This window comes from Mycobacterium sp. 29Ha, from assembly GCF_032883055.1.
GTDB lineage: Bacteria > Actinomycetota > Actinomycetes > Mycobacteriales > Mycobacteriaceae > Mycobacterium > Mycobacterium gallinarum.
On the sequence record NZ_JAMQTI010000017.1, the window covers coordinates 65,580 to 86,096 of the forward strand.

Consider the following 20,517-nt stretch of genomic DNA (forward strand, 5'->3'; position numbering starts at 1 on the left):
TCGAATGGGGGATGCGGACGAGGACGATATCGACCTCGATCTGTTGCGCGAAGCGGCACGCGATTTCCTGACCGGACGAGTCGCACAGGACTCTCTCAAAGAACTCGCGGCCATGGATTGGACCGGGCTGCTCGTCGAGGAGAAACTCGGCGGCAGCGGATGGCGCCCCGTGGAGTCGACGATCATCGCCGAGGAACTGGGCCGCGTACAGAACTCGTCGACATGGTTCGGTTGTGCGCTGTCTGCTGCGGCGTTGGCTTCAGCGCCCGCCGATGTGCGGGACCGGTGGTTGCCCGCCATGCTGGACGGGACCGCGACAGCGGGGTGTGCATTGTCCGGCGACACCGTCCGGGTCGCCTCTGGCGATGTGATCGACATCTTGATTACCCTGGGCCACAACGGCATTCATCTGGTCGAACTATCCGCTGCGATGACGCGAAGTCCCGACGACGAGCTATTGGACCTCAGCCGCGCGGCATGGCGCATCGACGTCTCCGCGGCGGACAGCGTACTGATCGGAGAGCCCGAACGAGCGGACCATCTGCTTGCGATGGCCAGGCTACTGCTGAGCGCGGATTCGCTGGGAGCGTTCTCGGCCACCTTCGAGCGACTGGTGTCCTACCTCAAAGAGCGCATCGCGTTCGGAGTGCCGATCGCCAGTTTCCAAGCGGTGCAACACCGACTGGTCGATCTGTTGGTGTTCGAGGCGAAGGCGCGTGCGGTCATCATGAAAGCCGCCCGAGCATTGACCTCTGAGGACGCCACGAAGGATGCGATCGCGTTGTCCGCCGCAGCCCATGCCTTCGTCAGCGCCAAGGCGCCCGCCGCCGTCGATGAGTGCATGCAACTGTCGGGCGGCATTGGATTCACCTGGGAGTACCCCTTGCACCACGAACTGCGTCGGGTGTTCACCAACGCCTATCTGCTCGGGACGGCTCGCGCGAGCCGCGCGCTATTCGCCGACAAGGCCGGCTGGTGAGCACTCCGGGGGCCCGGCCAAGCGACGCGGAGTTGGCCGAGTTCAGGGACCGGGTCAGGGCGCACATCGCCGAACACGCACCGCCGTTCGACGCGCGGGAGGGGCGCCGGGCCCCCGAGAACCCTGAACAGGAAGCACAACTACGCAGGTGGTTCGCCACACTGTTCGACGCGGGATTCGTCGGCGCCGACTGGCCCGTCGAGCACGGCGGGTCGGCCGACCACCATCCTCTGCACGACCGGATCCTCAGCGAGGAGATCCTGCGCGCCCGTGCTCCGCGGCCTGTGGATCAGGTCAACCTCGCAGCTCACGTGCTGCTGCACTTCGGGTCGGCGGAACAGAAGGCCGAACTGCTTCCGCCGATCCGGCGCAGCGAACATGTGTGGTGCCAGTTGCTCAGCGAGCCCGACGCCGGCAGCGACATCGCCAACGTCCGGACCAGAGGAGCGCAGCAGGCCGACGGGTCGTGGGTCATCGACGGGCAGAAGACGTGGATCACCGACGGGCACTGGGCGGATATGGGCCTGGCCCTCGTTCGCACCGATCCATCGTCGTCACGCCACCACGGACTGTCGGTCTTTGTCGTCCCGTTGTCGGCGGCCGGTGTCGAGGTCCGTCCGATCCGGACGATCAACGAGGCGATCGAGGTGAACGAAGTCTTTCTCGACGGTGTCACGCTGCCCGCAGGCAGCCTGATTGGTGAGATCGGCCAAGGGTGGTCGATCATCATGGCCGGCTTGGATTTCGAACGCTTCGGGATCGGCGGCAACGTGATCCTGCTGGAGTTGTTGATCGATGACCTCGTAACGGTGGTGCGGCACGCCACACTCGACGCCAAACCGACGTTCGAGAATGAGGACATCCGCCAAAAGGTGGCCGAGTTGGCCGTCGAAGTGGAGGTGGCGAAGGCGTTCATCGACGACCACGTCGAACGCCTGGTGGCTGGCTCCGAACGACCCGGCGACGGCTCCATCGCCAAGCTGAGTTTCGCCGAGACATACCACCGGGTTTCGGCATACGGCGCCGAACTGGCGCCGATGGTGTGCACCGTGGCTGCCGATCCGAGTGTCGAGCAGGCGAAACAGCGCCTGCGAGAATGCTGGTTGTGGTCGCGTGCATATACGGTGTCCGGAGGAAGCAATGAAATGATGCGCAACATCCTGGCCAAACGGCGGCTGCTGCTGCCGAGCCGCTGATGAGCGGAACGTACTGGAGTCTGGTCGAGGAAGCGGCCGCAACACATCCCGATCGCGTGGTCCTCGCCGACGACTTCGGTCGCAGTTTGACGAATGCGCAGCTACACGATGCGGCCGCGAGTACCGCAGCGGCTCTCGCGGAACGCGGAGTCGTCGACGGGTCGGTAGTGTCCTGGCAGCTGCCGACCACACTCGAGACGATGGTGGTCATGGTGGCGCTGACGCGCCTCGGAGCCGTGCAGAATCCGATCCTGCCCATCTGGCGGGAGAGCGAAGTCCGTTTCGTGACAGCGCAACTCGGCACCGAGGTGATCATCGTCCCCGGTGTGTGGCGCGGTTTCGATCACGTCGCGCTCGCCGACGAGCTCGCCCGCGATCAGCCGATGACGATTGTCGTCGTGGATCACGGCGCCCCGATCACGGATGGCCTCCGGCTTCCCGCGGGTGATCCCGCATCGCTACCCGCCCCTCCTACGGAGCCGACTCTGCCCCGGTGGGTCTACTACTCGTCGGGCACCACTGCGGCTCCGAAGGGCGTGCGGCATTGCGACCGTTCGGTGATCGCCGGGTCGGCAGGCGTGGTCGGCATGTTCGGAGCCTCCAGCAGCGACGTCAATCCGATCGCTTTTCCGGTGTCACACATCGGTGGCGCCGCGATGTTGGCGGCCAGCCTGCTGACCGGCATGCGTCTGGTGCTGTTCGACGCGTTCGACCCGGTGCTCACGCCGAAGGCGGTCGCTGCGCACCGGCCGACGATGCTCGGTTCGGCGACGCCCTTCTTTGTCGCCTATATGGCCGCGCAGCGCGAACATGGTGCAGAGCCGTTATTTCCCGATCTGCGCGGTTGCGTGGGAGGAGGGGCGCCGATCACCGCCGAGCTGGGGCGCCAAGTACGCCAGACGCTTTCGGTTGCCGGAGTGGCGAACGCCTGGGGCCTCACCGAGTTCCCGGTCGTGACCTCGCCACCGCCAGACGGATCACCGGAGGTCCTCGATCACACGGTGGGCCGCCCAGTGCCAGGGGTGACCGTTCGCGTCGTCGACGACTCCGAGCGTGAAGCTGCACCGGGTGAAGAGGGGGAGCTTCGACTGAAGGGGCCGCAGTGCTTCCTCGGCTATGTGGACGCGTCGCTGAATGCCGACGCGTTCGACGACGACGGGTGGTTCCGTAGCGGTGATCGGGGGCGGATTGACGCCGACGGCAACGTCGTCGTCACCGGGCGCATCAAGGATGCGATCATCCGCAACGCCGAGAACATCTCCGCGCTGGAGATCGAGGGAGTGCTGGCGACGCACCCCGCGGTCGCTGACGTCGCTGTGATCGGCGTACCGGATCCACGGACGGGAGAACGAGTTTGCGCGGTTGTCGTCGCTGCACCGGAGGCTGATCTCACGCTGCAACATCTCGCGCGACACTGTGAAGCGCACGGTCTGAGCAAGCACAAGTCCCCAGAGCGACTCGAATTGGTGGATGCGTTGCCGCGCAACCTCACCGGCAAGGTGCTCAAGAACGAATTGCGATCTAAGTTTGGCTGATGCGGTTGATCTCGCGAAGCAACGGTTGAGCCGCGTTCTTCACTTCGCGAATAGTCATGTGCCGCAGCGGATGTACCGCAAGGATCACCTCCACGTGACCGCTGGCATCCAGTACCGGCGCGGAGATCGTCGCCACGGGATGTGCACCGCTGGTGTGCTCATCGGGAAGCACATTCGCAGACGTGAATTCGACACGGAGCTGGTCGATTACCGATCGCAGGTTGTGGGGGACGGCATCACCGGTCAGCGTGCCTATCGCGTGTGCCGCCTGCGCGAGCGCGGGAGTCATCCAGTCCACGTCGTAACCGCGTTCACGCGTATGGGCGAGAACTCCATGGAGTCGCTCGACGAGCGACGGATTTCCGGCCGCGCCCCTTTCGACCCACGCCTTCTGCTCGGCCGGGGTGTCCCATGCCGCGAACGCGATGCCGAATGGCGGCGCATAGGGGATTCGTTCGGTGGGAATCACCGCATTCGAGGAGCTTTCCAGATGCTCGAAGGCCGTGATCACGAGTTGGTCGCCACCGCGCTCCAGCACCGAGGCGGGCATGCCGGTCGATTCCGCAAGTCGGCGCACGGCATCGCGGGCGGCGACCGCCAAGGGGCGAGCGGCGTCGAGGCGCGCCGCCATCACAGTCAATGCGGGTCCGGGGGAAAAGGCCTTGGTCGTTGGATCTCGTGTGACCCAACCGCGGTCCGACAGTGTCTTGAGGATGGCGTGTGCGGTCGCCTGCGACAGGTCGAGCTCGCGCACCACATCGGAAAATCGCATCGGGTGATCGCCAGGCCGGCTCAGCAACTCGACGACGTCGAGCACACGTTCAGTCGGCGCCGAATTCGCTCCACGCAACCTTGACTCCTTCTCGGCCGCATCTTACGGTCATTTCAGTAATTAGAGAAGTTATTCTCGAATAATAGAGATTCGCAGATGAGGATGTGACGCCTTGCGTGCAGTCGTGTTGCGAGGGGGAGAGTTGTCGGTCCGCGACACCGCCGACCCCGTTCCCGGTCCGACTGATCTGCTCCTCAAGACGCTCAGCACGGCGATCTGTGCGTCCGACGTCCACTTCATGGACCATCCGGATCTCGCGATCGACGACCCGACCGGGCGATCGCTGTACGACGCAGACCGCGACATCGTGATGGGGCACGAGTTCGTGGGCGAGGTGATCGGCCACGGGCCCGGGTGCAGCGACGCGTTCCCCATCGGCTCGCGCGTGACGTCCATGCCGATCAGACTCGTGGACGGCGGCGCTGGTGGGCTTCGCATCATCGGTCAGCATCCCGAGGCCCAAGGGAGCTTCGGCGAGCTACTGGTCGTGCCGGAGGCCACCGCGCGAGTCGTTGAGGGCTCGGTGTCCAGTGATGCCATCGCCGTCGTCGACGCATTCGCCGTCGGTGAGTTCTACGTACGCGCGGCGGCGATCCAACCGGGCGAGATACCGATCGTCATCGGTGCGGGCGCCATCGGTCTTTCGGCTGTTGCCGCGCTGTCCAGTCGTGGCATCGAGCCAATCATCGTGTCGGACTACAAGGCTGAGCGCCGCGAGCTCGCGAAGTCGCACTTCGGGGCACACGTGCTCGTCGACGCAGCCGAAGAGTCGGTTTTCGACGTGTTTCGGCGTGAGCGGGCACAACGTCACCTCGGGGGCTCGGCTGTGGTCTTCGAATGCGTCGGCGCGCCGGGTCTGATCGATCGCATCGCAGCGGAAGCGGAGTTCTACACGCGCATCTATTGTGCCGGCGGCTGGTACACCGGCGACACGCTGAACATCACCCAGGCAACGCAGCAGGGCCTCACGTTCCAGTTCGGCGGTGGCCCTATGCCCCAAGATTGGTACGGGGTGCTGGACGCGGTGGTCGAGGGGCGGCTGGACCCGTTGCCGAGCATCGGGAAGGTCATCGGCCTCGACGAGGTGCCCGAAGCGATCGAGGCGGCCCGGCGGTCCGACGGGCCGCCGCGGATTGTCGTCCACCCGAACGGAGACGTGAAATGACCGACCGCGACGAGATATTCGACCTGACGGTGCGCTACGCCACCGCCATCGACAGCCGGGAATATGAGCTGTTGTCAACGGTCTTCACCGAAGATGCGGACCTAAACTATGGCGAGGTCGGTCAGTGGAAAAGTGCAACCGACATCATCACGTTCATGGATCTTGCCCACGCGGGGGCGGCGAACACCCTGCACCGCATGAGCAATCAGGTAATCGAAATCGACAATGACACCGCGTCGGTTCGAACGTACGTCGACGCGTTGATTCTTGCCGCCGACGGTTCGGGCGTGAATGCGATCGGCTTCTACGACGACGCAGCGGTCCGCACTCCTGACGGCTGGCGAATCAGCAAGCGGACGTTCTCACCCGTTCGACTCGGCACGGTGGCGGCGCTCTCATGAGCGAGGTATCCGACAAGTACGGACCGTGGGCGCTAGTTGTTGGCGCGTCCGATGGTTGCGGTGCGCTGTTCGCCGAGAGGCTCGCGCGTGAGGGTGTCGATGTAGTGCTCGTCGCGCGCCGCGAGCAATTACTGCGAGAGGTGGCCGCGGGCATCGGCGAACGTACCGGTGCGGCGACCAGGACGCTCGCCGTCGACCTCACCGATCCAGACGGGGCGCAGAAGATCGTCGACGCGACCGAAGATCTCGACATCGGCATGTTGGTCTACTGCGCAGGCGGTGATCCGAACTATCAGCCCTTCCTTGCCAATCCGGTGTCGGCAGCGGAAGCCTTACTACACCGCAACTGCCTGGTGATGATGCAGTTGTGTCACCACTTCGCCGGCAGAATGGTGGAACGCGGCCGCGGCGGCATCGTCAACTTCAGCTCGGGTGCGGCGCTAGCCGGCGGACCCAATATGGTCGCGTACGGCGGTACCAAGGCCTTCGACATGGTGTTCACCGAAGGCCTGTGGGCCGAGCTTCACGACAAGGGTGTCGACGTGCTGTGCCTTTTGCTCGGCAAGACCGACACTCCGGCCTTGCGTCAGCTCGAACACAGCCGCGGACAAATAGCCTCACTCGACGACGTTCCGCCCGGCGCCATTCCGGCCGAGGATGTCATCGACGAAGCTTTTGACAATCTCACCAACGGTCCCACGCTCATGGTGGGCGACATGATGCGGATGGCCGAAGAGGTGTTCAAAACGCTCAGTCGCAATGATGCCGTCAAGATGGTCATTCAGGCCGGCGCGCAAGCCATGGGATCGGACGGAGACCGCTAGTGCCGCCGTTCACACTCCGATTCGACATGCGCGCACCGTCCATCGGTGCACCGCCGACCGAGTTGTACGCGGCGGCAAGCGAAATGTCGGCATGGGCCGAGACTCGCGGGTGCATCGCCGCGGTGTTGTGCGAACATCACTGCGCTGACGACGGCTATCTTCCTTCGCCGCTGCTGCTTGGTGCGGCGATTGCCGCGCGCACCAAGCAACTGATGCTGAACCTGGTGATCCTCCTGCCGTTTTACGACCCCGCCCGGTTGGCCGAGGACATGGCGGTGTTGGACCACATCAGCGCGGGACGGGTAACCTACGTCTTCGGAATCGGCTACCGCGCAGAGGAATACGCCCACTTCGGCCTATCCCTCTCTGATCGCGGTCGCCTCGCCGATGAGAAGCTCGGGTTGTTGCGTCGGCTACTCGCCGGTGAAGAGGTTCTTCATGGCGGGCGGCGAATGAAGGTGACGCCACGTCCGCGCACACCAGAGGGCCCGATGATGAGTTGGGGCGGGGCGAGCCTCGCCGCGGCACGCCGTGCGGGGCGCAACGGTCTCGGTCTTTTGGCCAACGGTGTGGTGCCGGGGATGAGGGAAGCGTACGAGAAAGCCAGTCGCGACGCCGGCCACGAGCCCGGGTTCATGCTGCTGCCCGAACGCGATACCGCCACCAATGTCTTCGTCGCGGACGATGTCGACGCGGCGTGGGATGAGATCGGCAAGTACCTGTTGCACGACGCGCTCGCGTACTCCGAATGGAATCCCGACAACACCGTCTCGGCCAATATCACCACCGCCAAGACTGTCGATGAACTGCGGCACGAATCGACGTCCCACGTGATACTGCCGGTCGACGATGCACGAAGGCGCCTCGCCGCAGGTGAGGTGTTCAACATCAATCCGCTGTGCGGCGGAATACCGCCTGAGATCGCATGGAAGTACCTGAAGAGATTCGCCGAGCTGGACTAGCGGAAGGGGAACGGCATGACCCGTGATCGTGTGGCCCGCTGGGATTGGTTCGTCGACCCTCAACCGTGGGATCGGATGATCGGACTGATCGGGCTCGATCCGAGTGGATTGACGAGCCAGGAGTACACCGTCAACTTCCTACGTGAGGGCGGCGTCAAGAGCTGATATCCCAGCCTGCAGCATGTGCGTGCTGTGCGGGCAATACGCAGATGACAACGAATGTTGCTGACCGACGGAGGGTTTCGAATGTATCGGGTTGTTCACGTGGGGACTGGTTTTACTGGGCGGGAGGCACTTCGGGCGGTCATCGATGACCCTGCATTGGAACTTGTCGGAGTAAAGGTGTCGACCCCGGACAAGGCGGGGGAGGATGCCGGCCGGCTATGTGGCAGTCCGGAGGTTGGTATTTCGGCAACCGACGACCTCGACGCGGTTCTGGCGCTCGCGCCGGACTGTGTTCTCTACTGTGCCACTGCCGTTCGGCGGGAGGCTGAAGCGATCGCCGATATCGTGACCTATCTCGAGGCGGGAATCAACGTCGTGACGATCTCGACGATCCCGATGGTCTATCCGCCCGCTGCGCCACCGGAGTGGCGTGCTGCCGTGGAAGCCGCAACGGCCAAGGGTAATTCGACGTTCTACGCGACCGGCGCCGAGCCGGGTTTCATCAGTCTGAACATCCCCACGGCCCTACTCGCGGGCGCTGGCACCGTTGAGTCCTATCGGATGGATGAATACGCGATCGATTTGGACAAGTCCTATCCGATCTGGGATGTCCTGCACGAATCGATGGGGTTCGGAAAACCCGAAGGGCACGTACCCGCCCGAATCGCTTCGGGCAAGGTCAACCACGACTGGGAGACCGTGGTGCGCTACATCGCCGACATCCTGGGGTTAGAACTCGACGGTGTCGAACTGGACTGGGAAACACTCCCCGCGCCAACGGATCTGGAGACCGCGCTCGGCGTGATCCCGAAGGGGACGGTTTGCGCGCACCGGTGGCAGCTCGCCGGCGTCGTCGATGGGCGGAAGGCGGTCGCGGTCCAGTATTTCGCAACGGTGACTTCTACACCTTGGCCGCAACGCTGGCCTCGGCCGTCAAGGGCGGACCAGGGCGGCATGGTGTTCCGAGTCGAGGGGCGGCCGAGCATGTCCCTGGAGCTGTATATGGAGCAGTCGGCCTCAGATCGGGTCAACCCGGGCGTGGCGGTGACAGCGCTGGCTGCCGTCAACTCGATACCGGAAGTCGTCGACGCGGCCCCTGGCGTGCTCGCCAATCCATTGGCAGGTCCCTCAATTGTGAGCAGGCAATCGCGGACTAGACGTCAGTAGGCGGAGCAGGCGTTGCCACTGGTTCAGTTTCCGACGCCGCCTTGGCGCAGGAAGTTGATGGTGTAGCCCTGGTATGTGAGGTCGGCGGGATCCAGGCCGATGAGCGCCAGGAACGGGAACCACTGGCGGGAGTCCACGAACCAGTCCCAACGAGTGATATGCCCGTCCTCGTTCGTCCAGATATAGTCCCACTCCCGCAGTTCTAGCACCGTGCCGTCGGCGAGCGTTCCCGCGTAGGTATCGCGCGCCACGAAGCCCCAGTCGAAGGCGTCGCATTCGAACGGTGTGACGGTTCTGAAGTCCGGCATGTGCTTCCACCACATACGAAACTCCGGCGTGAGCATGTCTCCGTCAGGGGCGTGTCGGGTGATGGCCGCTGCAAGCTCGTCTGAGTACAGGTCGGCCATCGGCTGCGCAACGCCACCGTTGAACAGAGGGCACATCATGACCGCGTCAGGCGCGTAGATCCACTCGTCGCCGTAGGTGACGAAGTTCGTCTCCGTGACCTTCGAATATGCCTCCCACTTGGCATGGGCAAGCCTGTTGTGCAAAGCCACGCGATCTGTGGTCATACCGTTCGCCCCTTGTCAGATGCCGATGAGTTCCTTGAGGTTGCCGCCCATCACCCGTGCGGTGGTATCTGCCGGTAGGCCACTCAACTCCTTGACGAAGTCCACGGGCTCGGCGAGGCCTTCGGGGTGGGGGTAGTCCGAACCGAACATCACACGATCCGCACCGAGAAGCTCGACAAGCTGCGACATGTCCTCCTCGTGGAACGGATTGATCCAGACGTGCCTCCGGAAAACCTCACTGGGATGCTCGCTGAAGTCATACGGCCTTTTGCGGTAGACGCGGTCGAAGACGTCCAACAGGCGGTGCGCCCACGAGCCGCCGTTCTCGACCACCCCTATGCGCACCCCCGGAAAACGCTCGAACACTCCGTGCGCGATGAACGCCGCGAGGGTGTCGAAGATGTTTCGGCTCTCCTCGTAGATGAAACCGCGCAGCTTGCTCAAAGCGAATCCGTTGAACTCCGCGGCGTCCTCCCAGTCGTCGATGTAGCGCTCATAACCGGAGTCCGAATTGTGCATCTGCACCGAGATGCCCGACGACTCGACCAGCCGCCAGAAGTCGTCAAATTCCGGCAGCGCTGCCGAACGAGACGTGCCGTCCTCACGGGGAACGGGTGCCGGCCGGATCAGGACCGTCCTGGCTCCGTTCTCCAGACACCATTCGAGTTCCTGCACGCCCAGTGCGGGATCGTTCAGCGAGATCGCGGGAACCGGAAAGATTCGGTTCTGGTAGTTGAACGTCCAGTCGTCGAGCAGCCAACGGTTGAACGCATGGGTGACCGCGTGGGTGAGTTCGGTGTCGGACTTGATCCGCTCCTCGAGCATGCCGGCCGTCGTCGGGAACATCACGGCACCGTGCACGCCCTGACGGTCCATCAAAGCCAGGCGCAGGTCGGGACGCCGAAACTCGTCCGGGCAGCGGATGGGCTCGGCCAGCTCACGCAGTGTCTTGCCTTCGGGATTTATGCCCCGGAAGTAGTCTGACCATGCCCCCGGGGTGGGGATCACCTCGTACGTCGGGTTGGGGATCGTCTCGGTGACTGTGCCGAGGATCTGAAGCTTCTTCCGCCCCTTGACGTCGATGAACTTCAGCGCCTCGGAGTACTTCTCGGGCAGATACCGCGTGTAGGCGTCGATGGTCTCGTACATGTGGTTGTCGGCATCCCAGACCTCGAATGCTCTTCCATCGGTCACCAGCGCCTCCAACATGCTTGAGAATGTTGATTCTCAACATAGCAAACGGTGGTATCCGTTGCCTACGGGGTCAGAGATTCATGAAGTGTCCACCGTCGGCACCAAGGGTCTGACCGGTGATGTACCGCGCCGAGGGTCCTACGAGGAAGGCGATGGCCGACCCGATATCGCGCTCTGGATCACCGATCCGGCCCAGCGGGACCCTGCGCGACAGACGTTGCTCCATCGCGGGATCTGCCTCGATCGCCGCGGCCATCGCCGGTGAATATGCAAGCGGCGAGACCACGTTGACGGTGATCGCATGGGCTGCCCACTCGCGGGCCAGGCTCTTGGCGAAGCCACGCAGCGCGCCCTTCATCGTGGCGTAGAGCGGTAGCGTCGCGCTGCCCTCGATCCCCGCCGGGGACGTGAACACCAGAAATGTGCCGCCATGCACCTTCAGCGCGTCGAACGCCGCGGCCGCGCAGTTGCGCGCCCCGCCGACGGATACGGAGTAGTGGTCGTCGAACAGCTGCCTGTCCACGTCGACCAGTCGGTGCGGCTGGCTCGAGCTAGTGCTCGTGGCGTTGTGCACCACTGCGTCGAGTCGCCCGCACGACGCCAGAGCCTCGTCGACAGCAGCGACGAGGTCGTCGGGCGCGGTCACGTCGCAGCGTGTCCAGGTCGCACGGTGTCCCAGGCTCGTGATCTCGGCTGCGACACCGGTATCGGAGCGGGATGCCACGATGACGTGTGCGCCTGCGGCCGCCAGGGCCATCGCGATACCGCGACCCACCCCTGCCCCTGCGCCTGTCACGATCGCCGTGCGGCCGTCCAGACTCATGGCAGCATCACCGAACCCCCATCGACGACGATGGTGGCGCCGGTCAGGTGACGCAGGTCGTCGCGCAGCAAGAACTTGGCAGTCTCCGCGACCGAGTGAATCAGCGCACCGTCGTCCGGCACGGCGGCGGTGGACAGGTGGGATGTATCGACGTCCCGCACGAAGAGATGGGAAGGCGCGAGGACGATGTTCACGCCGATCCCCTCGGATGCCCATTGACGCGCAGCAGATTTCGCCATCGCGCGGGCGCCCTCGATCACTGTCGTGTAGTCGACCGCACCCGCCGCACCCGCGATGCCGATCGTCGGCAGAACCAGCACGATTCGCCTAGGCGCTGCCTCGTGCGCTGTCTGGAGCGCCACCAGCGTCTCCCACAGGGCGTCCTCGGCGTTGTCTTCAATGGTCACCACATCGTCGGACGCCTCGGCGAGGGCGTGCGACAGCGCTTCGGTCGGACCGACGACGATGGTGGTCACGCGTCAGCCATCGCGGCGAGTTCGCGTTTGACCACCTTGCCGACGTCATTGCGCGGCAACTGCTCGACGAACATGATCCGCACGGGCACGCGGTAGGGCGTCAGCCGTTCCCGGCACCACGCCACCAGTCCATCCTCGGATACCGACTCGTCGGCGCGGACAACGAAGGCCCACGGGACCTCGCCGAGGCGCTCATCGGGTACGCCCACCACCGCGGCTTCCCGCACACCGTCCGCTGCCACCAGGACGTCCTCGACCGTTCCGGGAAACACCTTGAGTCCGCCGCGATTGATCATGTCCGAGACCCTGCCGTCCAGCCACAGGAAGCCATCGTCGTCGAACCAGCCCAAATCGCCGGTGTGGAACCAGCCGTCATCGGTCAGTCTGTCCAGGAACGCCGCATCGATATTGCGGGCGGCCGTCGTCGGCGTGCGGACCATGACCTCGTCGTCGGCGATGGTCACGTCGATCCCGGGCAGGGGCCGACCGACCGAGCCGAGCTTGGTCTCGCCCCACTGACGTGCGTCGGCGGCGGACCACCCGACGACCTCGCCGCCGAGTTCGGTCTGGCCGTAGGAATTGAGGACGATCACGCCGAACTTGTCCCGAAACCGCCCGGCCTGCACCGGGGATAGCGGCGCCGTGATCGAACGGACGATCTTCAGGGGGGACAGGTCCGTCACTGAGTCGTCGTGCAGCACCATCGTCAGTGCTGCAGGCGGCAGCACTGTCGAGCGCAATTGATGCTGCTTGACGAGGGCGGCGAAATCCGCTGGGGAGAAGCGGTCCATCAGCACGACACCCGAGCCCGCCCGGAACGCAAACAGCACTTGGTAGATGCCTGCCCACAACGACAGTGACAGCGGGACCAGGTTCGCCATCGGGGGCCGGTTCGCCTTGGCAGACGCCTGTTTGGTGCCGCGCAGCTTCGCCAGCAGTCGGTCGATCAGGTCGAGCACCGTGGTGTGTCGGAGAGGCACAGGTTTCGGCGGGCCGGTCGTGCCCGAGGTGAACTGCAACAGCGCCACGTCGGGGTCGTACTGCCTCGGGTCTTCCGGTCTCTTGGATGACAGCTGCAGCGTCCACGTCAGATCGGTGCTTGTGGCGATCGGCAGTTCGAATGCGGAAAAGCGCTGTGCAAGAGCCGGTGTCGTGACGATTGCCACCGGTCGAAGCGTCTGCAGTTGGGTGGCGAGTTCGGCATCCGCAGCCCTCGGGTTCAGCGGTGTGTAGACACCACCGGCTCGCCAGGTTCCGAACAAAGCGGCTATGGTCGCGGCATCGTTGGGAAGCATCGCCACGACGACCTCGCCGGTCGCCAGCCCGCTGTCCGCGAGCACTGCGCCAAGCTGTTGTGCACTTGCTGTGAGGTCGGCTCGCGATACGTCGGTGTCGATCGTGTGTACGGCGATGTCGGGCAGGCCGTCGAGCAGATCTGCGAGGCTCATGAATCAGGCTCCAGCGGTTGCCAATCGGGCATCCGTTTGTCGGCGAACGCGAGAGGACCTTCGTTTTGGTCTGGGTGACCCCACATCGACGTCAGGTGTTTGGCGCCTTCGTGGCACGCGTCGGTCAGCCCGTACTCCAACGCCCCCCAAAGCGCGCGTTTGGTGGCACGCATGGCGGCGGGAGAGTTCCTGGCGATCTTCTCGGCCAGTTCCTGCGCAACCTCACGCAGCTGCTCGGGCGGGTCGACGACCTGGCTGATCATGCCTAGCTCGTAGGCACGCTGGGCCGTGAGTCGTTCATGGCTTCCGACGAGCGCCATCCGCAGCACCGCCTCGGCGGGCATCTTGCGCATCAGGGCGATGGTCTCCAGCGCGCTGACCTGACCGATCGAGACGTGAGGATCGACGAAGGTCGCGTCAGACGACGCGATGACGACGTCGGCGTCGGCGACCCAGTGCAGCCCGCCGCCCGCACACACACCGTTGACCGCGGTGATGACCGGCTTGCCGACGTTGCAGTGCCAGCCGGTGAGCTTCAGGTCCAGCGTGCGCATGGTCTCCTGGAACTGCAATACGGCCTCGCCGTCGAGTTCTTCCACGTCGGCACCGACCTGGAATGCCCGGCCGTTTCCGGTGTGCACGATGACGCGCACCTCGGGGTCGGCATCTAATTCCGCCCACGCCTTGGGGAACTCCTCGCGCATCACGACGTCGTAGGCGTTGAGGCGATCGGGGCGGTTGTTGATGATCCACCCCACGGGTCCTCGGCGCTCGACGATGAGCCTTTCGTACGTCATGACACCTCCAGCGGCTGCCAGTGCGCGGCACGCTTTTGACGCCAGGCCCGCACACCCTCAGCGTGGTCGGGGTGGTTGCGCAACCGCCAGATTTCTTCGCTGGCCTCGTGCTTGGCCGCGGAGAGGCCAACTTCGAGCGAACGCCACAAGGCCTTCTTGGTGGAGCGCATCGCGGTCGGTGAATTGGCGGCCACGGCGGCGGCTAACCGACCGGCTGCAGCGGTGAGTTCTTCCGGTGCAACGACTTCCGACACGATCCCGAGCTCGTATGCGCGTAGGGCGGAAATCCGCTCACCCTTGCCGCAGAGTGTCATTCGGGTGATGGCCTCCATCGGGGATTTGCGCAACAGCGTGATCGCCTCGTATGCCACTGCCTGGCCCACCGACACGTGGGGGTCGACGAACGTTGCCCCCTCGGCGGCGATCACGATGTCCGCGTCGGCCACCAGGTGCAGACCACCGCCCGCGCATACGCCGTTGACAGCCGCGATCACCGGCTTCCAGACACCGCAGTGCCATGACGAGATTCTCAGTTCGGCATCGCGCGTCCGGCGTGAGTGCTTGCGCATGGCCGCCTTGTCGCGCGCGACCTGCACCACGTCCATACCGGTGCAGAAAGCCCTGCCGTTTGCCGTGTTCACGATCACGCGTACATCGGGGTCGGCATCGAGGTCCGCCCACGCAGCTTCCAGCTCGTCCAGCATCAAGGCATCGAAGGCATTTCCGGCGTCCGGCCGGTTCAGGATCAGCCAGCCGATGCCATCGGATCTCGCGACCACAAGGCGCTCGTACGTGCTCACGAACGCGGAATCTCCTTCCAGGGCTTGCCCTTCCACGGATCCGGCTCCTTGGGTAGTCCGAGGACGCGTTCACCGAGAATGTTTTTGTTGATGTCGGTGGTGCCACCCTCGGTCCCGTTGGCGAGGCTGCGCATCATGCCTTGGACGTCACGGGGAAGCGCGTCAGGGTCATCGGTTGCCGGCCAGGCGATCGCATCGGTGCCGAGCAAGTCGACCATGAGGTCCTGGATCTGTTGATTGAGCGTGGCCTGGTGGATCTTTCCGATCGACGATGCGGCGCCGGGGGACTGGCCGGCCGACAGCGCTGCTCGCACACGTGCGTTCGTCCACCCTCGTATCTGTTCCTGAGCCCACAACCGCATGACCTTGTTGCGCACGACGGGGTCAGCCCACTTGCCCGTTTGCTTGGCGAGGGTGATCAGCCGCGCCGCGCTGGAACCACCGAGGCGTCCCATGCCGCCGGAACCAGACCCGGACACCATCTGGCGTTCACTGGACAGCGTCGACGCGCTGACTCGCCAGCCGTCGTTGATTTCACCCACCCGGTGTGCATCAGGGATCCGTGCGTTGTCGATGAAGACCTCGTTGAACTCCGCCTCGCCGGTGATTTGCCGCAGGGGCCGCACTTCGACGCCCGGTTGGTGCATTTCGAGGAGGAAGTAGGTGATGCCCTTGTGTTTCGGCGCTTCGGGGTCAGTGCGAGCGAGCAAGATCGCGAAGTCGGCCTCATCGGCCCACGTCGTCCACACCTTCTGCCCGGTGATCACCCAGTCGTCGCCGTCACGCACGGCTCGTGTCGCAAGTGAGGCGAGATCGGAGCCCGCGCCCGGCTCACTGAACAGCTGGCACCACTTCTCTTCGTTGCGCACAATGGGCGGCAGGAATCGCAACCGCTGATCCTCGGTGCCGTGGCTGAACAGGGCTGCGGCAGTGTTGTTGAGCCCCAATGGATTCAGCCGGGTAAGTCGCAGCGGTCTCAAGACCTTATCGATTGCCCGTGCCACCTCGTTGCTCACGCCGAGACCACCGTGCTCGGGCGCCCAGGTCGGCACGACGAGACCAGACCGGGCGAAAGTCGGATACCACTTTCGGTAGTCCTCCTTGCTGCGAGTGGCCCGCAGGGCGTCCGAACCCTGGGCGGCCGCCGATCGCCACTGCGCAGGCACCTCGATGTCGACCCATCGCCGCACTTCGGCGACTGCGTCGTCGGCGGATGTGGCGTCGGTGATCGGCAGCTTCGTCATCGACCCTGGAACTTCGCATCTCGGCGGTCGCGGAAGGCGGCCAATCCTTCCTTGAAGTCGTCACTGCGGCTGGATAATTCCAGTGCCATGGCCTCGTTCTGCAGGTGACGGTCCAGGTCCAGTCCGTTGCCGCTCTGCAGTAGCCACTTGGTGAGTCCGAGCGCCACCGTTGGCGCTTCGCCGAGTTTCGCCACCAGTTTCTCTGCAGCCGAATCCAACTCAACGTCAGCGTGGGTGCCGTGGATGATGCCCCACTCGGCGGCAGTGGTTCCGGAGATCTCCTCGCCCAGCATCAGCAGCTGTCGCGTCCGCACCATGCCGATGAGGCGGGGGAGCAACCACGCCGCGCCGCTGTCCGGGGTGAACCCGCGAGCCACGAACGGTTCCCAGAACCGGGCGTCCTCGGCCGCGACACAGAAGTCGGATGCCAATGCGATGTGGAACCCGAGGCCGGCCGCCCAGCCGCGAACGACCGCGACGATGGGCACTTGCGTCTCGAGCATCAACGGAATCAACCTGTTGGCCTTGTTCGGCAGCCGCCGCTGCGTACTTCCGACGCGCGGTTTACGTTCGGAGCGCACGTTGTTGGCGACGAGGTCGGAGCCGGCGCAGAAATCCGGACCTTCGGCGTCGATGCGGATGACCCGCACGGCCTCGTCGATGCCCGCCGAGACGAGGTGTCCGATCAACGCGTCGAGGATCGTGTCGTCGACTGCATTGCGCTTGTCGGCACGGGCGAGGGTCAGCCGCAGTACCGGACCCCTCTGTTCGGCGCGTAGGCCGGGCACGCTGTCGTAACCCATTACGTCACCGCTCGCAGAACTGCGCCGAGACCGCCGTGAGCAGTTCGGCGAGATTTGTCGCGCCGCCCGGCGGGTCCGGCAGGCGGACGGGTCCCCGTTCGCGACTGGGCAGCAGGATGGTGGCGTGTCCCGGGGCGGTGACCTCCCCGCGGTGGTTGACCGCCGTCAGCTCGAGATCGACCGTCGGCCGGTCCCCGTCGGCGAGATATTTGCGCACCACCTTGCCCGTCATCGTATGAAGGTCGCCCACATAGTTGAAGAGGCGGAACTCGCAATCCAACTTCCACAACCAGGCGTCGTCGCCCATCCAGTCGGTACACAGGTGGATCAACCAGGTTTCCCGCATGCGGCCGTAGTCGAAGGTGGTGGGATTGCCGGCATTGCGGGCGGCGTCGGGCTCCCAGTGCACGCGCTGCTGAACATCGGGCACGCCGTGTTCGTTGGGCGTGTAGAAACGGGGGATGCGCTGCCGGTTGCGCCACGCCAACCGCAGGGGTCGCACCCCGTACATCCCGGTCCCCATGCCGACGTGCCAGCACACCATGTCCGTCACCGTCAGCGGACCTTTGGTCAACGGGCCGACATCGTCGCCCTCGTTGACGTCCTCCCACCAGCGGGGCTCTGGGCCGCGTGCGACTTCGCGCGCGTACCTTTCGTCGATCTCGGCGATCTCGTCCGCGGTCCAGGTCTTCAATTCGACGGCGTCGTACTTCTTGCGGTCGCGCGCCTTGGTGCGTTCGGTGCGGATCATGTTCCGGTATTGGCCGCCGAGGATGACACCCTCGTCGTCGCGGAACACCTGGGCGGACCATTCGTGAACGGCGCGGCCGGCGAATTCACTGCTTTTGTCGAGTGCCGCAACCAACGCGTTGCGTCGGAACACGCGGTGGTTCGCACGAAGCGGCGCCCACCATTCCCGCGACGACGAGGCGTAGAACGCGTGCACCCCGCGCAGGGGATCACCCTTGGTCAGTGCGCGATCCTCGTCGGACAGCGTCGACACCTCGTCCTCCCCGATCAGTGTGTCGCCACCGACCAGGGCCGGCGGCGCGATCGGCTCACCCCACACCGATTTGGCGGCGTAGTCGGGATCCGCCCACAACGGGTTGGCATCGCCGTAACTTTCAGCGATGTGCCGAAAGGCGTCCTCGTTGGGGCGGAAGTAGTGCGGCGGCTGGGTGTGCGGTACGGCGATGCCGATGGTGGCGCGCAACCTGGCCAGACCCTCGTCGGTGATGCGGCCGGTTGGCGACGAGACAGGGGAGGGATCAGTCATCTGGCACCTCCTCCTCGTGGCCCACACTGTTGTCGGATCGAAGTGGAAATTAAGATACCCGAAAAGCGGAAACGCCGTTAACGCAGGGATGGCAGCGATGAGTGACCAAGCTTCTGGGATCGATGTTGCAGTCGGTGATGACGGCGTGCAACGCATCACCATCAACCGGACCGATGTCGGAAATTCGTTGTCTCCCTTGGCTCGTGATGCGCTGACCGAGGCATTCCAACAGGCCAATGACGATCCGAGTGTGCGTGCGGTGCTACTGGGTGCCGCCGGCCAGCGGCACTTCTGTGCGGGTGCCGGTCTCGGGCCTCGTGGCGAGGGGGCTAAGACGCAACAGATCAGTGAAAAGCGCCCCGGGGACATCGCGCGAATGCTTCAGCAGGGCTGGCAGAGGTTGGTCGCATCGATCATGGACTGCGACAAGCCCGTCGTGACCGCCGTGAAGGGAACTGCTGTGGGTGCGGGATCGAGTCTCGTGCTGGCCTCCGACCTCGTCGTCATGTCCACGGAGGCAACGCTTGTCGAGGCGTTTGTGCATCGCGGGATATTCCCGGACTCCGGCGCCATCCACCTGCTGACGCGAATCGTCGGCCTGCGAAAAGCCACCGAACTGCTCATGCTCGGCGAACGCATCGACGCGGCGACATGTGAGCGGCTGGGACTGGTCAACCGCGTGGCCGAACCGGAGGACACCGACGCCGTCGCAGAGGACATCGTCGGACGACTCGCCTCGGGCCCGACAGTGATGTTGAGCCTCACGAAACGGCTGTTGGCGGTGTCCTCGGAGTCCGGTCGCGCCCGGGCGTTCGAGCAGGAGGCCTGGGCCGCCGAAGTCGTGTCACACACGGCGGACCTGCAGGAAGGACTGTTGTCATTCGCGGAACGTCGCGAGCCCCGCTTCCAGGGCTTCTAAGGCCCGCCGCGAATGGTGAACGACGAACTGTCATCGATCCGGTCGATGGCCTCGGCGACAGACTCCGCGCTGAGGTCCGCATCCTCGATGCCTTTGGTCTGACCGATGAACACCCGCGATACCTTGCCGCCACCCACCGAATAAATGTGTGCCGTCCGGTCACAGCTGCGATGCGACAGGTAGACCACCACCGGGGTGACGAGCTCAGGGTCCAGCGCCTTACCTGCCTCACCCATGATGTCCTCGGTCATCCGGGTGCGGGCGATCGGCGCGATCGCGTTGACGGCGATGCCGTTGCGAGCGCCCTCGATGGCAAGTACATGCATCATGCCGACCAGGCCCATCTTCGCCGCGCCATAGTTGGCCTGGCCGAAGTTTCCGAAAAGACCGGTACCGGAGCTTGTTTGGACGATCCGGCCGTAGTTGCGCTCCCGCATGACGGGCCAGACGGCGCGGGTGACATTGAATGTTCCCGCAAGATGCACCGCGATGACGGCGTCGAACTGTTCGGCAGTCATGTTCTTGAATGCAGCATCGCGCAGAATGCCTGCGTTGTTCACCAGGATGTCGACCTGGCCGAAGGCATCCACGGCCGCGGCGACGATCGCGGCACCACCCTCTTCGGTCGCGACCGAGTCACCGTTGGCGATCGCCGTACCTCCGGCCGCGGTGATCTCGTCGACAACTGCCTGAGCGGCCGATATGGACGCGCCGCTGCCGTCCACCGCACTCCCGAGGTCGTTTACCACGACCCTGGCGCCGCGGCGGGCGAGTTCAAGGGCGTGGCAGCGTCCGAGACCACCGCCCGCACCGGTGACGATGGCTACCTGGTTGTCGAATGTGATCGATGAGCGCTTGCGCGAAGAGCGTTCGGTTGACGGCATGATGAGAGGTTACATTTACCTTTAGTGAGAACCACCATTTGCATAGGAGGACGAC

At 64.6% G+C, this 20,517-nt stretch carries 22 protein-coding genes; 10 read left to right on the forward strand and 12 right to left on the reverse strand.

Features of this window, described 5'->3' with window-relative positions; all coding sequences use genetic code 11:
• Positions 1-4: 4 nt before the first annotated feature.
• From M1248_RS21480 to M1248_RS21490, 3 genes are read left to right on the forward strand one after another with little or no spacing between them, the layout of a single operon-like run.
• Positions 5-979 (forward strand): acyl-CoA dehydrogenase family protein, encoded by a 975-nt coding sequence (locus M1248_RS21480; protein WP_317149653.1) that lies wholly within the window; start codon positions 5-7, stop codon positions 977-979.
• A complete protein-coding gene (locus M1248_RS21485) occupies positions 976-2,175 on the forward strand; it encodes an acyl-CoA dehydrogenase family protein (protein WP_317149654.1) in 1,200 nt (399 codons plus the stop codon). Before M1248_RS21480 ends, M1248_RS21485 begins: the two co-directional genes overlap by 4 nt.
• Positions 2,175-3,710 (forward strand): class I adenylate-forming enzyme family protein, encoded by a 1,536-nt coding sequence (locus M1248_RS21490; protein ID WP_317149655.1) that lies wholly within the window; start codon positions 2,175-2,177, stop codon positions 3,708-3,710. The genes M1248_RS21485 and M1248_RS21490 overlap by 1 nt, the downstream gene beginning before the upstream one ends.
• On the opposite strand, the gene M1248_RS21495 is transcribed toward M1248_RS21490, so the two are convergent.
• Entirely contained in the window at positions 3,697-4,560 is an 864-nt protein-coding gene (locus M1248_RS21495) for an IclR family transcriptional regulator (RefSeq protein ID WP_317149656.1), read from the reverse strand. The two genes, M1248_RS21490 and M1248_RS21495, sit on opposite strands and share 14 nt — an antisense overlap.
• 94 nt (positions 4,561-4,654) lie before the next feature.
• Between M1248_RS21495 and M1248_RS21500 the strand changes: the two genes are divergently transcribed.
• From M1248_RS21500 to M1248_RS21525, 6 genes are all read left to right on the forward strand, one after another.
• Complete coding sequence (locus M1248_RS21500) at positions 4,655-5,707, forward strand: zinc-binding dehydrogenase (RefSeq protein WP_317149657.1); 1,053 nt, start codon at positions 4,655-4,657, stop codon at positions 5,705-5,707.
• Positions 5,704-6,108, forward strand: a complete 405-nt coding sequence (locus tag M1248_RS21505) for a nuclear transport factor 2 family protein (RefSeq protein WP_317149658.1) — start codon at positions 5,704-5,706, stop codon at positions 6,106-6,108. The genes M1248_RS21500 and M1248_RS21505 overlap by 4 nt, the downstream gene beginning before the upstream one ends.
• Entirely contained in the window at positions 6,105-6,932 is an 828-nt protein-coding gene (locus M1248_RS21510; RefSeq protein ID WP_317149659.1) for an SDR family NAD(P)-dependent oxidoreductase, read from the forward strand. The genes M1248_RS21505 and M1248_RS21510 overlap by 4 nt, the downstream gene beginning before the upstream one ends.
• Positions 6,933-6,958: 26 nt before the next feature.
• Positions 6,959-7,894 carry an LLM class flavin-dependent oxidoreductase gene (locus M1248_RS21515; RefSeq protein WP_317149660.1) on the forward strand — a complete coding sequence of 312 codons (936 nt, stop codon included), beginning with the start codon at positions 6,959-6,961 and terminating at the stop codon, positions 7,892-7,894.
• 15 nt (positions 7,895-7,909) lie between these two features.
• Positions 7,910-8,059, forward strand: coding sequence for a hypothetical protein (locus M1248_RS21520; protein ID WP_317149661.1), 150 nt, complete (start codon positions 7,910-7,912; stop codon positions 8,057-8,059).
• A gap of 240 nt (positions 8,060-8,299) precedes the next feature.
• Positions 8,300-9,226: a dihydrodipicolinate reductase gene (locus tag M1248_RS21525; protein ID WP_163736812.1), complete on the forward strand. Its 927-nt coding sequence runs from the start codon at positions 8,300-8,302 to the stop codon at positions 9,224-9,226.
• A gap of 23 nt (positions 9,227-9,249) precedes the next feature.
• Here M1248_RS21525 and M1248_RS21530 read toward each other — a convergent pair whose 3' ends face one another.
• Genes M1248_RS21530 through M1248_RS21575 form a run of 10 tightly spaced genes read right to left on the reverse strand, consistent with a single transcriptional unit; the run spans position 9,250 to position 18,659 of the window.
• Positions 9,250-9,798: a hypothetical protein gene (locus M1248_RS21530; protein WP_317149662.1), complete on the reverse strand. Its 549-nt coding sequence runs from the start codon at positions 9,796-9,798 to the stop codon at positions 9,250-9,252.
• Between the two features lie 15 nt (positions 9,799-9,813).
• On the reverse strand, positions 9,814-11,007 hold the full coding sequence (locus M1248_RS21535; RefSeq protein ID WP_163725160.1) for an amidohydrolase family protein: 1,194 nt from the start codon (positions 11,005-11,007) through the stop codon (positions 9,814-9,816).
• 55 nt (positions 11,008-11,062) lie between these two features.
• On the reverse strand, positions 11,063-11,815 hold the full coding sequence (locus M1248_RS21540; protein ID WP_163725163.1) for an SDR family NAD(P)-dependent oxidoreductase: 753 nt from the start codon (positions 11,813-11,815) through the stop codon (positions 11,063-11,065).
• On the reverse strand, positions 11,812-12,291 hold the full coding sequence (locus tag M1248_RS21545) for an SDR family oxidoreductase (RefSeq protein ID WP_317149663.1): 480 nt from the start codon (positions 12,289-12,291) through the stop codon (positions 11,812-11,814). Before M1248_RS21545 ends, M1248_RS21540 begins: the two co-directional genes overlap by 4 nt.
• Positions 12,288-13,739 (reverse strand): class I adenylate-forming enzyme family protein, encoded by a 1,452-nt coding sequence (locus tag M1248_RS21550; RefSeq protein ID WP_317149664.1) that lies wholly within the window; start codon positions 13,737-13,739, stop codon positions 12,288-12,290. Before M1248_RS21550 ends, M1248_RS21545 begins: the two co-directional genes overlap by 4 nt.
• Entirely contained in the window at positions 13,736-14,536 is an 801-nt protein-coding gene (locus M1248_RS21555; RefSeq protein ID WP_163725172.1) for an enoyl-CoA hydratase/isomerase family protein, read from the reverse strand. The genes M1248_RS21550 and M1248_RS21555 overlap by 4 nt, the downstream gene beginning before the upstream one ends.
• Positions 14,533-15,336, reverse strand: a complete 804-nt coding sequence (locus M1248_RS21560) for an enoyl-CoA hydratase/isomerase family protein (protein WP_317149665.1) — start codon at positions 15,334-15,336, stop codon at positions 14,533-14,535. The genes M1248_RS21555 and M1248_RS21560 overlap by 4 nt, the downstream gene beginning before the upstream one ends.
• Positions 15,333-16,580, reverse strand: coding sequence for an acyl-CoA dehydrogenase family protein (locus M1248_RS21565; protein ID WP_317149666.1), 1,248 nt, complete (start codon positions 16,578-16,580; stop codon positions 15,333-15,335). The genes M1248_RS21560 and M1248_RS21565 overlap by 4 nt, the downstream gene beginning before the upstream one ends.
• The gene (locus M1248_RS21570; protein WP_163725182.1) at positions 16,577-17,383 is read right to left on the reverse strand and encodes an enoyl-CoA hydratase/isomerase family protein; all 807 of its coding nucleotides are present in this window, start codon (positions 17,381-17,383) and stop codon (positions 16,577-16,579) included. Before M1248_RS21570 ends, M1248_RS21565 begins: the two co-directional genes overlap by 4 nt.
• Positions 17,384-17,387: 4 nt before the next feature.
• Positions 17,388-18,659 carry a hypothetical protein gene (locus M1248_RS21575; protein ID WP_163725184.1) on the reverse strand — a complete coding sequence of 424 codons (1,272 nt, stop codon included), beginning with the start codon at positions 18,657-18,659 and terminating at the stop codon, positions 17,388-17,390.
• Between the two features lie 88 nt (positions 18,660-18,747).
• On the opposite strand from M1248_RS21575, the gene M1248_RS21580 reads away from it, so the two are divergent.
• Positions 18,748-19,578, forward strand: a complete 831-nt coding sequence (locus M1248_RS21580) for an enoyl-CoA hydratase/isomerase family protein (protein WP_163725187.1) — start codon at positions 18,748-18,750, stop codon at positions 19,576-19,578.
• On the opposite strand, the gene M1248_RS21585 is transcribed toward M1248_RS21580, so the two are convergent.
• Complete coding sequence (locus tag M1248_RS21585) at positions 19,575-20,462, reverse strand: SDR family NAD(P)-dependent oxidoreductase (RefSeq protein ID WP_317149667.1); 888 nt, start codon at positions 20,460-20,462, stop codon at positions 19,575-19,577. The genes M1248_RS21580 and M1248_RS21585 overlap by 4 nt on opposite strands.
• Positions 20,463-20,517: the final 55 nt, after the last annotated feature.